This window comes from Streptomyces colonosanans, assembly GCF_001866645.1.
GTDB lineage: Bacteria > Actinomycetota > Actinomycetes > Streptomycetales > Streptomycetaceae > Streptomyces > Streptomyces colonosanans.
Window position 1 is genome coordinate 60,063 of the sequence record NZ_MLYP01000010.1, and the last position, 13,003, is coordinate 73,065.

Sequence of the window (13,003 nt, forward strand, 5' to 3'; positions counted from 1 at the left end):
AGTTACGGTGCAGCAAGCCATCTTCGGCACTGTACGTGAGGGCGCGAACACGGTGCAGACATGCGCGGCGGACCCTCGAACTTTCATCACAACGTATGCCCCATTTAGCCGCTTTTCTTCCCGTTTGCTGGTGTCTGGAGCTAGATTCGCAATGAGTCATATTTTCATCTCCTAAGATCGTCGTTGTACGGTCGGAAGCGCAGATATCCGCCCAGAACGGCAACAAGGGGACACGCAATGGCAGATTTCTCCCGCCTTCCCGGTCCGAACGCGGATCTGTGGGACTGGCAGCTCCATGCGGCCTGCCGTGGGGTCGACAGCTCGCTGTTCTTCCATCCGGAAGGTGAACGCGGCGCGGCCCGGAGCGCGCGCGAGAACTCGGCCAAAGAGGTCTGCATGAGATGCCCCGTGCGCGCGGAGTGCGCGGCCCACGCGCTGGCAGTGCGAGAGCCGTACGGCGTATGGGGCGGCCTGACCGAGGACGAGCGCGAAGAGCTCATGGGGCGAGCACGGAACCGGCTGGTACCGGCATCCACGGCCAACGGGGGCACCGCCGCCCCGAACAACTGAAAGAACGTTTCTGCAGCGCGGGCACGCACTGGCGTGCCCATACTTGTGGGGCGGGGTATCGCCCAAAGGGGTTACGCCGGGCGCGAGATACCGCCCAGGGGGTGTTTCCAGGGCTCCGCGGGGCCCGTACGGGAGAGCTGCACGGCTGCGGGGGCAGCCGATCGCGCAGCGGGCGGCTCCGCCGTGGAGCGGGTCATCGCACGGCTGCCCGCTCCAGTTCCCCGAGCGTTGCCGCCACCGCCGGCACATGGGCCAGGTCGGGCAGGGTGAGCGCGACGATCTCCCGCCGCACCTCGGGTTCCAGCGCGACCGGCCGCGCACCCCTCGGACGGGCGGACTCGATCGCGAGCTGCGGCAGGACGGCCACTCCGAGACCGGCCCCGACCAATCCGGCCACCGCCGGATAGTCGTCGGTCGCGAAGTCGATGCGCGGCATGAAGCCGGCGCTCTCGCACACCTCCACCAGCTGTCCCCGGCAGCGCGGACAGCCCGCGATCCACGACTCCTGCGCGAGGTCGCCGATGGCGACCGACTCCGTACGCGCCAGCCGGTGGCGTTCGGGGACGAGGGCGACGAGCCGGTCGGTGAGCAGGCGGCGGACGACCAGGTCGTCCCACTCCTCGGCACCCGCCGCGCCCTCGTAGCGGAAGGCGAGCGCGATGTCGCAGTCGCCGGCGCGCAGCTTGTCGACGGACTCGGGCGGTTCGGCCTCCTCGAGAGAGACCTGGGTGCCGGGGTGTGCGGCGCGCAGGGCGGCGAGCGCGGCGGGGACGAGCGTGGAGCTGCCGCTCGGGAAGGAGACGAGGCGGACGCGGCCGGCCCTGAGGCCGGCGATGGCGGCGACCTCCTCCTCCGCGGCCGTCAGCCCGGCGAGGATGCCCGCCGCGTGCCTGACCAGCGCCTCGCCGGCCTGCGTCAGGCGCATCTCGCGGCCGCTGCGGATGAGCAGGGGCGTACCGACGGACGTCTCCAGCGCCTTCATCTGCTGGCTGACGGCGGGCTGGGTGCAGCCCAGTTCGCGCGCCGCCGCCGAGAAGGAGCCGCTGGCGGCCACGGCACGCAGCACACGGAGATGTCGGGCCTCGATCACCCTTTGAGCATAAGTCAGTCTTGGATGCGACGGCGAATACCGCTTCGACGCTTTGGTCGTAGATCGCCTACCGTGCGGACATGAAGCTTCTGTCACTGAACGTGGGCCGGCCCACGGCAGTCGAGTACACCGACCAGCCGGAGGGCGTGACCGGCATCGACAAGCGGCCGGTGGACGGGCCGGTCCGGGTGGCCGCGCCCGGGCCCAAGGGAACGGGCGCGAGCGGAGTGGCCGGGGACGCCGTGTGCGATCTGCGGCACCACGGCGGCGACGACCAGGCGGTGTACGCGTTCGCCCGCGAGGACCTGGACGACTGGGAGCGGGAGCTGAACCGGCCGCTGCCGAGCGGCTCGTTCGGCGAGAACCTCACCACGGAGGGGCTCGATGTGTCCGGTGCGCGGATCGGCGAGCGCTGGCGCATCGGAGGCGAGGTGGTGCTGGAGGTCACCTCCGGGCGGATCCCGTGCCGCACCTTCCAGGAGCACCTCGGTGAGCCCGGCTGGGTCAAGCGGTTCACGCAGCAGGGGGCGCCCGGCGCGTATCTGCGGGTGATCGAGCCGGGCGAGATCCGGGCCGGCGACCCCATCGAGATCGCGTACCGGCCCGACCACGATGTGACGGTCGCCCTCGAGTTCCGGGCGACGACCACGGAACGGCATCTGCTGCCACGCCTGTTGGCAGCGGGTGACGCGCTGCACCCGGGGGCCGCGGAGGCGGCCCGGGAGTACACGCGCAAGTACGCGGTGGAGAAATAGCGCCCGGACATACGGACGTTGGCGGCGAAGTCGGTGAACGTGCCTGCCCGGCAGGCGGATTCGTTCCCTCCGGGTCACTATCGTTGGCCCATGACAACGGCTTTGATTACGGGATCGACCGCGGGCATCGGCGCCGCGTTCGCACGACGGCTCGCCGCCGACGGCCATGACCTCGTCCTGGTGGCCCGGGACACCAAGCGGCTGCGGGAACAGGCGACGGAGTTGCACGACCGGCACGGCATCGAGGCGGAGGTGCTGACGGCGGACCTGGCGACCGACGAGGGCATCGAGGCGGTGGCCGCGCGCCTGTCCGACCTCAGGAACCCGGTCGACCTGCTCGTCAACAACGCGGGCTTCGGCAACAAGGGCCGTTATCTCGACGTATCGATGGCCGACGAGCTGCGGATGCTCAAGGTGCACTGCGAGGCCGTGCTCAGGCTGACGAGCGCGGCGGCGGAGGCGATGCGCTCGCGCAGGCGCGGCGGGATCGTCAACGTGGCCTCGGTCGCGGCGTTCGTGCCGCGCGGCACCTACGGCGCGTCCAAGGCATGGGTCGTGCAGTTCACGCAGGGCGCGGCGAAGGACATGGCCGGGTCCGGCGTGCGGCTGATGGCGCTGTGCCCGGGCTTCGTCCGTACGGAGTTCCACGAGCGGGCCGGGATGGGCACGGACAACATCCCGAACTGGATGTGGCTGGATGCGGACAAGCTGGTCGCCGCGGCGCTCACGGACCTCGCCCGGGGCAAGTCGCTGTCCATTCCGGACCCGCGGTACAAGGCGCTGATGAGCGTCGTGAAAGTGACGCCGCGCGGGCTGCTGGGCGGACTCACCTCGCGGACGGGGCGCAAGTACGGGCCGCGGTAGGAGCGGGCGCGGCCTTCGACGGCACGCGTACGGGGGCCGGCAGGACGGGTGGCGCCGCCCCTCAGGTGGGAAAATGACCGTATCTGCGGACCCAGGGGGGCCGGAGGCGGCGTCATGACATTTGTGCGGCTCATCGACTGCAGGACCCGCCGGTTCGACGAGATGAACCGGATCATGGAGACATGGGTCGAGCAGACCAGGGGCAAGCGGACCGCGACGCACAGCGTGATCGGCAAGGATCGGTCCGACGCCTCGCACTTCATCGAGATCGTGGAGTTCCCCTCGTACGAGGAGGCCATGCGGAACTCGCACCTTCCCGAGAGCGAGAAGATCTTCCGCGACATGGTCGCCCTGTGCGACGAGATGCCCACGTTCACGGATCTGGACGTGGTGCGGGACGAGCAGTTGTACACGGCGAACGTCCGGCGGTTCTTCGAGACGCTGGCGACCAGGGGTGAACTGCCGCCGCTCAACGACCTGATCACGGAGGACTGCCACAGCCACGATCCCGTCAACGCGCAGGACACGATCGGGCTCGATGCGCTGCGGCGCGAGTACGAGATGTGGCGGAGCGCCTTCGACTTCACGTACCGGCTCGACGAAGTGATCGCCCAGGGTGACCGGGTCTGTGCGCTGTGGACCTGGAACGCCACGCACAAGGGCGAGTTCCTGGGGATCGCGTCCACCGGGAGGGACGTCACCATGAGCGGGATGACGCTGTTCCGGTTCGGCGAGGACGGGAAGATCGCCGAGACCTGGTGGCAGCACGACCAGCTGGGGCTGATGGAGCAACTGGGCGCGCTCGACGCCCTGGAGACGTAGGACGCCCTGAAGACGTGGAGCAACGCGAAGGCCCGGCGCCCCACTGGGGGGCGCCGGGCCTCGGTACGGCTTACGGCGTACGTCAGTGGGCGTGACCGTGGCCGTGCCCGGCCGCGGCCGGCTCTTCCTCTTCCTTCTTCTCGACGACCAGGGTCTCGGTCGTCAGCAGCAGGGAGGCGATGGAGGCGGCGTTCTCCAGGGCGGAACGGGTGACCTTGACCGGGTCGATGACGCCGGCCTTGACCAGGTCGCCGTACTCGCCGGTGGCGGCGTTGTAGCCGTTGCCCTTGTCCAGCTCGGCGACCTTGGAGGCGATGACGTAGCCCTCCAGGCCCGCGTTCTCGGCGATCCAGCGCAGCGGCTCGACGACCGCGCGGCGGACGATGGAGACACCGGTGGCCTCGTCGCCCTGCTTGCCGAGGCCGTCCGCCAGCACCTTGGAGGCGTGGACCAGCGCGGAGCCACCACCGGAGACGATGCCCTCCTCGACCGCGGCGCGGGTCGCGGAGATGGCGTCCTCCAGACGGTGCTTCTTCTCCTTCAGCTCCACCTCGGTGGCGGCGCCGACCTTGATCACGCACACGCCGCCGGCCAGCTTCGCGAGGCGCTCCTGGAGCTTCTCGCGGTCCCAGTCGGAGTCGGTGGTCTCGATCTCGGCCTTGATCTGGGCGACGCGGCCGACGACGTCCTCGGACTTGCCGCCACCGTCGACGATGGTGGTGTCGTCCTTGGTGACCGTCACGCGACGGGCGGCGCCCAGCACGTCCAGGCCGACCTGGTCGAGCTTGAGGCCGACCTCCTCGGAGATGACCGTGGCGCCGGTGAGGACCGCCATGTCCTGCAGCATCGCCTTGCGGCGGTCACCGAAGCCGGGGGCCTTCACGGCGACGGCGTTGAAGGTGCCGCGGATCTTGTTCACGACGAGGGTGGAGAGGGCCTCGCCCTCGACGTCCTCGGCGATGATCAGCAGCGGCTTGGAGGAGCCCGCCTGGATGACCTTCTCCAGCAGCGGCAGCAGGTCCTGAATGGAGCCGATCTTGCCCTGGTTGATCAGGATGTACGGGTCGTCGAGGACGGCCTCCATACGCTCCTGGTCCGTCACGAAGTACGGCGACAGGTAGCCCTTGTCGAAGGCCATGCCCTCGGTGAAGTCCAGCTCCAGACCGAAGGTGTTGGACTCCTCGACGGTGATGACACCGTCCTTGCCGACCTTGTCCATCGCCTCGGCGATCAGCTCGCCGACCTGCTGGTCCTGGGCGGACAGCGCGGCGACGGCGGCGATGTCGGACTTCTCGTCGATCGGGCGGGCGGTGGCCAGCAGGTCGTCGGAGATGGCCTTGACGGCGGCGTCGATGCCCTTCTTCAGGGCGGCCGGGGAGGCACCCGCGGCGACGTTCCTCAGGCCCTCGCGCACCAGCGCCTGGGCGAGCACGGTGGCGGTGGTCGTACCGTCACCCGCGATGTCGTTGGTCTTGGTCGCCACCTCCTTCACCAGCTGGGCGCCGAGGTTCTCGTACGGGTCCTCGACCTCGACCTCACGGGCGATGGTGACGCCGTCGTTGGTGATGGTGGGAGCACCGAACTTCTTGTCGATGACGACGTTGCGGCCCTTCGGGCCGATCGTCACCTTGACCGTGTCGGCAAGCTTGTTGACGCCGCGCTCGAGGGCGCGACGGGCGTCCTCGTCGAACTTCAGGATCTTCGCCATGGAGCGTTTCAGTCCTCTCGTTGCGATCCGCGGCTGCCCTCCCGGAGCAGCCGCTCATCGCGGTGAAAAACGAACCGCGCCCCCGACGCCCGGCTGATCAACGGTCGCGGGGGCCAGGGGCGCAGCTCACAGCAGTCTGCTTCGGTGAATTACTTCTCGATGATCGCGAGCACGTCGCGAGCCGAGAGAACGAGGTACTCCTCGTTGTTGTACTTCACCTCGGTGCCGCCGTACTTGCTGTAGAGCACGACGTCGCCGACCTTGACGTCGAGCTCGACGCGCTTGCCGTCCTCGATACGGCCCGGGCCCACGGCGAGGACGACGCCCTCCTGGGGCTTCTCCTTCGCGGTGTCCGGGATGACCAGGCCAGAGGCCGTGGTCTGCTCGGCGTCCAGCGGCTGGACCACGATGCGGTCCTCGAGCGGCTTGATGGCAACCTTGGAGCTGGCGGTCGTCACGATCCGACCTCCCCCTTCGGAGATCTCACGGGGTTAACTGTCTGAGGTGGCGACCAGGTCGATCCGTCGTCGCGGGTGCCGGACCTGCCCGTCGCTTCTTGGCACTCTCCGGTGGCGAGTGCCAGGGCTGAGACTATGACCGCGATTAGCACTCGGTCAAGCGGAGTGCCAATTGTCCGCGGCGCGGCGCGCGGAGGGGGACACCGGAGTTCGTACCCCTCCCGTGCCGAGGTGACCGCCCCGGGGCTTGCGCCCCCTGCCCGCTCTATCGGCCCGAAGGGCCTCCCCCTCAAGCCGGACGGACCGAGTCGCTCCGGAACGAGCCGGACGCGCCGGCCCGGTTCCGCTACAGGTAGTCCTCCAAGCGCGCCACCGTGAGCCCGCTCGCCTGGATGCGGCGCAGGAGGCGGGCCGTCTCCGTGGTCAGGGGCACGGAGGGACGGCTCTCCTCCTCACGGGGCTGGACGTGGGGCCGCAGAATGTCGCCGGGATGGAGGGGCCCGCCCCGCTCGTACGACTCGGGGTCCCTGCCCGGCATCCGGCGCCACAGGATCAGGGCCGCCATGCCGCAGTCCGCCGCCGCCTGGAGCGTCGTACGGTCGTACGCGCCGTACGGCGGGCGCAGCAGCCGGGGATGCAGGCCCAGGCGGGACCTCAGCCGCTCCTGCTGGCCGCAGATCTCGGCGCGCTGCTCCGCGTAGGAGAGCCCGCGCAGTTCGGTGTGGCCCACGGTGAGGTTCTCGATGCCCGCGCCGGCCGCCCGCAGGCGTGCGGCGCGCGCGTACCCCGGCCCGACGGCACGGTCCGCGAGGAACACGCTGACCGGCAACCGGAGTTCACGGACCATGTCGATGAACCGAGGATCCCGCTCGGCGTCCGCACCATACGTCAGGAAGACGACCTTGTCGCGGGTGGGCACATGGTCGAGGACGGGCGGCAGGCCCGCGCCCGCCGGGTCCTCGCCGTAGTCCGGGGAGCGGACCGGCCGGGGCGCGGGTGCGAGCGGAGCGGCGAGCCCCCAGCGGCGGTACTTCCCCCGGTGCGGCTCGTGCGAGGCGCGTACCTTCTGCGCCGCCTTCTTGCCCAGCCGTTCGATCGGGTCGACGGACTGGGCGCAGCCGGACAGGACCGCGAGAGCGAGCACCCCGGCGAGCAGCGCCCGTACCGCCCACCGCGCCCTCACAGGTAGTCCTCCAGACGCGCCACCGCGTACCCGTCGTCGGTGACCTTCTTCAGGAAGCGGCGGGCCAGGTCGGGCATCGTGCCGTTCCAGTCCGACGCCCCCCGGAAGTGGGACAGGACGATGTCGCCGGGGTGCAGGCTGCGATCCCACTCGCGATACTCCCAGTGGTCGACGTAGACCTCCTCGTTCCAGATCGGGGCGTACTTGATGCCGCAGGACTTGGCGGCACGGAGGGTGTCCTTGTTGTAGTTGCCGTGCGGCGGCCGGAAGACCGTCGGGCGCGTGCCGAACTGCTTCTGCATCAGGTCCTGCATGCCGCAGATCTCGTTCCTCTGCTCCTCGTACGACAGTCCCGGGAGGTAGGGATGGTGCAGTGTCTGGTTGTTCAGCGTGACGCCGAGGTCGCGCATCCTGCGGAAGTAGTCGTAGTCGTCGTCGATCAGGTCTTCGCTGAGGAATGCCGTGTACGGGATCTTCAGATCGCTCATCATCCGCAGGAACGCCGGGTCCTTGTCGGCACCGTCGTCGATGGTGAGGAACACGACCTTGTCCGTGGTGGGGACGGTCGTGAAGACCGGGGGCAGTCCCGCACCACCCTGGACCTCGAACCCCTTGCGGAAGGTGATCGCGGACTTCTTCGCCGGGGGTGGCGCGACCAGCGGTGCCTTCGCCAGTCCCCAGCGCGTGGCGGCCGCGACGCGCTGGTTGTACGAGGAGTGCAGCCTGTCGGCGTATCCGTCGAGGGCACGTGCCGGCGGCGCCTGCAGTTGCTGGCCGTACGCGCCCTGCACGCCGTCGCCGGAACAGCCGGATGCGAGGGCGGTGACGGCCAGGACGGCGAGGGCCGCACGCGCCACGGACGTCGTCCCGATGTGCGGCACACGCTTCGCCGCGCCCTTCGAGCACCGCACGCGCCCCCTTGGGCACTTCGCACGCTTTTCGTCATTTTGTCGTACGAGCCGCATGATGTCGGATCCTTCCAGCCGTCCGCGGCCACGGCGGGCCGACACCGCGGGCCGGACGCACGCCATCCACCGACTGGCCGACAATGACCTCGTGAACGACCTCTCCTTCGCCTCCCTGCTCACCCCCGAGGGCCGTGCCCTCCTCGACGAGGTGCGCGGCACCGCTCCGGCGCAGGAGCTGGCCGTCGCGACCCGGCTGCGCCGCGAGCACCCCGCCGAGCTGGTCTCGGCGGCCCTCGCACAGGCGCGGCTGCGCGAGCGGGCGGCGGCGAAATTCGGGGCCGAGGACGCGGAGCGGATGTTCTTCACACCGAACGGCTTCGAGCAGTCCACCAGGACCACGGTCGCGGCCTACCGCGCCGAGCGGCTGCGGGCCCTCGGGGTGTCCAGCGTCGCCGACCTGTGCTGCGGCATCGGCGGTGACGCGATCGCCCTCGCCCGAGCCGGGATCCGGGTCCTGGCCGTGGACCGCGACCCGCTGACCGCGGCGGCGGCGCGGGCGAACGCCGAGGCGCTGGGCCTGTCCACGCTGATCGAGGTGCGCGAGGCGGATGTCACGGGCGTGGACGTGTCCTCGTACGACGCCGTCTTCGTCGACCCCGCGCGGCGCGGGGGTCGAGGCCGGATCTTCGATCCCGAGGCGTACTCGCCCCCGCTGTCCTGGGCCGTGGCCACGGCCCTGAAGGCCCCGCACGCCGCCCTGAAGGTCGCTCCGGGCGTCCCGCACGACGCGGTGCCCGCCGAGGCGGAGGCCGAGTGGATCTCGGACGGCGGGGAAGTGAAGGAAGCGGTGCTGTGGTTCGGCACGCAGCCGGGGCTCGTCCGTGCCGCGCTGCTGCCCGGCCCGCGGGTGCTGCGGGGCCGCGGCCTGCCGGATCCGCCGGTCCGCCCGCTCGGCCGCTACCTCTACGAACCCGACGGCGCCGCGATCCGCGCGCATCTGGTGGCGGAGGTGGCCGAGGAACTGGACGGCGGGCTGATCGACGGGACGATCGCCTACGTGACGGCGGACGAGCTGCGCGCCTGCCCGTACGCCACCGCCTACGAGATCACCGACCGACTGCCCTTCAACGTCAAGAAGTTGAAGGCGCTGCTGCGGGAGCGGGAGGTCGGGGTCCTGACCGTGAAGAAGCGCGGCTCGGCGGTCGAGCCGGAGGAACTGCGCAGGAAGGTCCTGCCCAAGCCGCACGGCCGGAACGCGGTGACCGTGTTCCTGACGCGGGTGGCGGGGGCGCCGACGATGCTGCTCGGCCACCCCGTCCAGGCCGACGCCTGACGCCACCGGGGGTCCCCCGGTGGGAGGTCAGTCCTCAGATACCGAATCGAACCGCCACCGGTGCACCGCACGGGCCACCAACTCCCCTGCGGGTTCGGGGAGTTCGGGGAGGTCGGCAGAGTGCTCCGCGTCCCACCAGGTGATGACGAGAACGCGGTCCTGCGGCGCCCGGAAGGTCTCGCGACGCAGGGGCCGCGACGACAGCTCCTGGGCCCGCGCCCAGGCCAGCAGTTCCTCGCCCCGTCCGGTGGCCGCCCGGGCCTCCCACATCAGCGCGACCGTCACGAGTACAGGTTCTCCTTGCTGGTCTCGTGGACGTGGTCGTGGGAGTGCGCGCTCCCGGGCACGTGCGGGTCCGTCACCGGCAGCGAAGAGTCCGCCGACAGGTCCCAGTCCGACGCGGCCCGGCCGCGGGCCACCATCTCGGCTCCCAGCGCCGCGACCATCGCGCCGTTGTCCGTGCACAGCTTGGGACGCGGCACCCGCAGCCGGATACCGGCCGCCTCGCAGCGCTCCTGGGCGAGCGCCCGCAGCCGGGAGTTGGCCGCGACGCCACCGCCGATCATCAGATGGTCGACGCCCTCGTCCTTGCAGGCCCGTACGGCCTTGCGGGTCAGCACGTCCACCACCGCCTCCTGGAAGGAGGCCGCCACGTCACGCACCGGCACCTCCTCCCCCGCCGCCCGCTTCGCCTCGATCCAGCGGGCCACGGACGTCTTCAGACCGGAGAAGGAGAAGTCGTACGCCGCGTCGCGCGGCCCGGTCAGACCGCGTGGGAAGGCGATCGCGTCCGGGTCGCCCTCCTTTGCGTACCGGTCGATGACCGGGCCGCCCGGGAAGCCGAGGTTCAGCACGCGCGCGATCTTGTCGAAGGCCTCGCCCGCCGCGTCGTCGATGGTCGCGCCCATCGGCCGTACGTCGGAGGTGATGTCGGTGGAGAGCAGCAGGGAGGAGTGCCCGCCGCTCACCAGCAGCGCCATCGTGGGCTCCGGCAGGGCGCCGTGCTCCAGCTGGTCCACGCAGATGTGGGAGGCGAGGTGGTTGACGCCGTACAGCGGCTTGCCCAGCGCGTAGGCGTACGCCTTCGCCGCCGAGACGCCGACCAGCAGGGCACCGGCGAGGCCGGGCCCGGCGGTGACCGCGATGCCGTCGAGGTCCTTCGCGCTCACCCCCGCTTCCTTCAGTGCCCGGTCGATGGTCGGCACCATGGCCTCGAGGTGCGCCCGGGAGGCGACCTCGGGCACCACTCCGCCGAAACGCGCGTGCTCGTCGACGCTGGACGCGACGGCGTCCGCGAGGAGGGTGGTGCCGCGGACGATGCCGACTCCGGTCTCGTCACATGAGGTCTCGATCCCCAGGACCAGGGGTTCGTCAGCCATTGCTCTCGGTTCCTTGTACTGATGTCGAATCCGCGGCGAAGCCGCTGTCGGATGCTGTGGTCAGGCGCATCACCAGGGCATCCACGTTCCCCGGTTGGTAGTAGCCGCGTCTGAACCCGATGGGCTCGAAGCCGAAGCGCTCGTACAGTTTCTGCGCGCGCACGTTGTCGACCCGGACCTCGAGCATCACCTCGGCGCACTCGAAGGCCGTCGCGGCCTGCAGCAGCTCGGTCAGCAGCCGTCTGCCGAGCCCCGTGCCCCAGTGGTCGCGGGCGACGGCGATGGTCTGGATGTCGCCCAGGTCGCCCTGGACGGCCAGGCCCGCGTAGCCGACGACCCGCTCGCCCTCGACGGCCAGCAGGTACCGCCGACTCGCCTCCGGGCCCCGGGAGTGCGCCAGCTCGGACCAGAACATGCCCCGCGACCAGGCGTCCTCGGGAAAGAGGTTCTTCTCCAGCTCCAGTACGGGATCGATGTCCCACCAGCGCATCTCGCGCAGTACGGGCGTCACGGGCGCGGTCACTTGGGGGTGACCACCTTGTAGTTCTTGGGCACCTGCGCGTCCGGGCGGCGCAGATACAGCGGCCGGGGCGCGGGCAGTTCCTCGCCGGCCGCCATTCTCTCCACCGCCAGGGACGCGAGCGCCGCGGCCGAGACGTGCTCGGGCTCCCGCGCCCGCGGGAAGGTGTCCGGGTAGAGCAGCGCGCCGGCGCCGACGGCGGGCAGGCCCGCGACCGTCTCCACGATCTCGGCGGGCCGGTCCACCGCGGGCTCGGTGACCCGGGTGCGGGCGTTGTCGTACCGCGCCCAGTAGACCTCCTTGCGGCGCGCGTCCGTGGCCGCGACGAAGGGCTCGTCGAGTCCGGAGGCGTACGCGAGGGCGTCGAGCGTGCACACGCCGTGCACGGGCACGCCGAGGGCGAGCCCGAAGGCGTCGGCGGTCATCAGGCCGACGCGCAGCCCGGTGTACGGGCCGGGGCCCGCGCCCACGACGATGGCCGTGACGGCGTCGAGCCGTGTGGCCGCCTCGGCGAGGACCCGGTCGACGGCGGGCAGCAGGAGTTCCCCGTGTCGGCGCGCGTCCACCTGGCTCGACGAGGCGACGACGGACGTGCCGTCGTGCAGAGCGACGGTGACGGCGGGGGTGGCGGTATCCAGAGCGAGCAAGAGCACGCAAACAGCGTACGGCGCCCGCGCCCGCCATACGGCCGCCCCGGTGCGGTCCGCGCCTGCTGCTAACGTCACAGCGCATACGTACGACGAGATCGGTGAGCGAATCGGCACGTCGTACGAGACGCATACAGCTACGAGTACGTCCGCGAGCGGCAGACGAGTCCGTCCGCGCGGGGCCGAGAGGTGGGCACAGGTGGCTAGGAGCAGCTCGGGATTCGTGGCCGGGCTCACCGCGGCGGCCGTCGCCGCGGTCGGATTCCTCGCCTACCAGGCGTCGGCACACGCGCCCGACTCACTGGGCAAGCCGCAGGTGAAGACCTCGCCGAAGGCCACCGCGTCGAAGAAGCCGCCTGTGGCCGAGAAGGACCCGGCGGTGCTGCCCGGCGGCTCCGGCACCGGGGAGCGGGTCGTGTACTCGGTCGGCGACGACCGGGTGTGGCTGGTCGGCGCGGACAACAAGGTCCAGCGCACGTTCAAGGTCACGCCGGGGACGGTCGATCCGCTGCCGGGCACGTATGCGGTGACCTCCCGGAACCCTGCCAGGCCCGGCTCGGACGGTGTGCAGGTGGAGCACATCGTGCTGTTCACGACGCAGCATGGTGTGGTGTTCGGCTTCAGCGCCGCGGTCGACGGCTCGACGGCGGCGCCCGACGCCTCGAAGAAGCTGGGCGGCATCCGCGAGTCCCGGGCGGACGGCGCGGCGATGTGGGAGTTCGCGACGCCCCAGCAGAAGGTCGTCGTCGTCCGGTAGGCGCGACGG

General features: G+C 70.7%; 15 protein-coding genes. 6 read left to right on the top strand and 9 right to left on the bottom strand.

The window, feature by feature from the left end; all coding sequences use genetic code 11:
* Positions 1-237 precede the first annotated feature (237 nt).
* Positions 238-570, top strand: a complete 333-nt coding sequence (locus BIV24_RS05005; protein WP_071364920.1) for a WhiB family transcriptional regulator — start codon at positions 238-240, stop codon at positions 568-570.
* Positions 571-763: 193 nt separating this feature from the next.
* Here the strand turns inward: BIV24_RS05005 and BIV24_RS05010 are convergent, their stop codons facing one another.
* A complete protein-coding gene (locus BIV24_RS05010) occupies positions 764-1,660 on the bottom strand; it encodes a LysR family transcriptional regulator (RefSeq protein ID WP_071364921.1) in 897 nt (298 codons plus the stop codon).
* An 80-nt stretch (positions 1,661-1,740) separates the two neighbouring features.
* On the opposite strand from BIV24_RS05010, the gene BIV24_RS05015 reads away from it, so the two are divergent.
* The 3 genes from BIV24_RS05015 to BIV24_RS05025 all read left to right on the top strand — a co-directional run bounded on the left by BIV24_RS05015 (position 1,741) and on the right by BIV24_RS05025 (position 4,101).
* On the top strand, positions 1,741-2,415 hold the full coding sequence (locus tag BIV24_RS05015) for an MOSC domain-containing protein (protein ID WP_071364922.1): 675 nt from the start codon (positions 1,741-1,743) through the stop codon (positions 2,413-2,415).
* Between the two features lie 90 nt (positions 2,416-2,505).
* Entirely contained in the window at positions 2,506-3,279 is a 774-nt protein-coding gene (locus tag BIV24_RS05020; RefSeq protein ID WP_071364923.1) for an SDR family NAD(P)-dependent oxidoreductase, read from the top strand.
* Between the two features lie 114 nt (positions 3,280-3,393).
* The gene (locus BIV24_RS05025; RefSeq protein ID WP_071364924.1) at positions 3,394-4,101 is read left to right on the top strand and encodes an ester cyclase; all 708 of its coding nucleotides are present in this window, start codon (positions 3,394-3,396) and stop codon (positions 4,099-4,101) included.
* An 82-nt stretch (positions 4,102-4,183) separates the two neighbouring features.
* Here BIV24_RS05025 and groL read toward each other — a convergent pair whose 3' ends face one another.
* From groL to BIV24_RS05045, 4 genes are all read right to left on the bottom strand, one after another.
* Positions 4,184-5,809 carry a chaperonin GroEL gene (gene groL / locus BIV24_RS05030; RefSeq protein ID WP_071364925.1) on the bottom strand — a complete coding sequence of 542 codons (1,626 nt, stop codon included), beginning with the start codon at positions 5,807-5,809 and terminating at the stop codon, positions 4,184-4,186.
* Positions 5,810-5,958: 149 nt separating this feature from the next.
* Positions 5,959-6,267, bottom strand: coding sequence for a co-chaperone GroES (groES, locus tag BIV24_RS05035; protein WP_071364926.1), 309 nt, complete (start codon positions 6,265-6,267; stop codon positions 5,959-5,961).
* A 346-nt stretch (positions 6,268-6,613) separates the two neighbouring features.
* The gene (locus BIV24_RS05040; protein WP_071364927.1) at positions 6,614-7,450 is read right to left on the bottom strand and encodes a polysaccharide deacetylase family protein; all 837 of its coding nucleotides are present in this window, start codon (positions 7,448-7,450) and stop codon (positions 6,614-6,616) included.
* Complete coding sequence (locus BIV24_RS05045) at positions 7,447-8,415, bottom strand: polysaccharide deacetylase family protein (RefSeq protein WP_079168020.1); 969 nt, start codon at positions 8,413-8,415, stop codon at positions 7,447-7,449. Before BIV24_RS05045 ends, BIV24_RS05040 begins: the two co-directional genes overlap by 4 nt.
* Positions 8,416-8,506: 91 nt before the next feature.
* On the opposite strand from BIV24_RS05045, the gene BIV24_RS05050 reads away from it, so the two are divergent.
* On the top strand, positions 8,507-9,691 hold the full coding sequence (locus BIV24_RS05050) for a class I SAM-dependent methyltransferase (protein WP_071364980.1): 1,185 nt from the start codon (positions 8,507-8,509) through the stop codon (positions 9,689-9,691).
* A gap of 27 nt (positions 9,692-9,718) precedes the next feature.
* On the opposite strand, the gene BIV24_RS05055 is transcribed toward BIV24_RS05050, so the two are convergent.
* The 4 genes from BIV24_RS05055 to tsaB are packed head-to-tail and all read right to left on the bottom strand — an operon-like array spanning position 9,719 to position 12,243.
* Positions 9,719-9,976, bottom strand: a complete 258-nt coding sequence (locus BIV24_RS05055) for a hypothetical protein (protein WP_071364928.1) — start codon at positions 9,974-9,976, stop codon at positions 9,719-9,721.
* Positions 9,973-11,070 (bottom strand): tRNA (adenosine(37)-N6)-threonylcarbamoyltransferase complex transferase subunit TsaD, encoded by a 1,098-nt coding sequence (gene tsaD / locus BIV24_RS05060; protein ID WP_071364929.1) that lies wholly within the window; start codon positions 11,068-11,070, stop codon positions 9,973-9,975. Before tsaD ends, BIV24_RS05055 begins: the two co-directional genes overlap by 4 nt.
* A complete protein-coding gene (rimI, locus tag BIV24_RS05065) occupies positions 11,063-11,593 on the bottom strand; it encodes a ribosomal protein S18-alanine N-acetyltransferase (protein WP_071364930.1) in 531 nt (176 codons plus the stop codon). Before rimI ends, tsaD begins: the two co-directional genes overlap by 8 nt.
* Positions 11,590-12,243, bottom strand: coding sequence for a tRNA (adenosine(37)-N6)-threonylcarbamoyltransferase complex dimerization subunit type 1 TsaB (tsaB, locus tag BIV24_RS05070; RefSeq protein ID WP_071364931.1), 654 nt, complete (start codon positions 12,241-12,243; stop codon positions 11,590-11,592). The genes rimI and tsaB overlap by 4 nt, the downstream gene beginning before the upstream one ends.
* 193 nt (positions 12,244-12,436) lie before the next feature.
* Here tsaB and BIV24_RS05075 point away from each other — a divergent pair, with 193 nt between their 5' ends.
* Positions 12,437-12,994, top strand: coding sequence for a hypothetical protein (locus BIV24_RS05075; protein ID WP_079168022.1), 558 nt, complete (start codon positions 12,437-12,439; stop codon positions 12,992-12,994).
* Positions 12,995-13,003: the final 9 nt, after the last annotated feature.

Coding starts and splice junctions, on each gene's coding strand:
- BIV24_RS05005 (WP_071364920.1), top strand. CDS start 238: ATGGCAGATTTCTCCCGCCTTCCCGGTCCGAACGCGGATCTGTGGGAC.
- BIV24_RS05015 (WP_071364922.1), top strand. CDS start 1,741: ATGAAGCTTCTGTCACTGAACGTGGGCCGGCCCACGGCAGTCGAGTAC.
- BIV24_RS05020 (WP_071364923.1), top strand. CDS start 2,506: ATGACAACGGCTTTGATTACGGGATCGACCGCGGGCATCGGCGCCGCG.
- BIV24_RS05025 (WP_071364924.1), top strand. CDS start 3,394: ATGACATTTGTGCGGCTCATCGACTGCAGGACCCGCCGGTTCGACGAG.
- groL (WP_071364925.1), bottom strand. CDS start 5,809: ATGGCGAAGATCCTGAAGTTCGACGAGGACGCCCGTCGCGCCCTCGAG.
- BIV24_RS05045 (WP_079168020.1), bottom strand. CDS start 8,415: ATGCGGCTCGTACGACAAAATGACGAAAAGCGTGCGAAGTGCCCAAGG.
- tsaD (WP_071364929.1), bottom strand. CDS start 11,070: ATGGCTGACGAACCCCTGGTCCTGGGGATCGAGACCTCATGTGACGAG.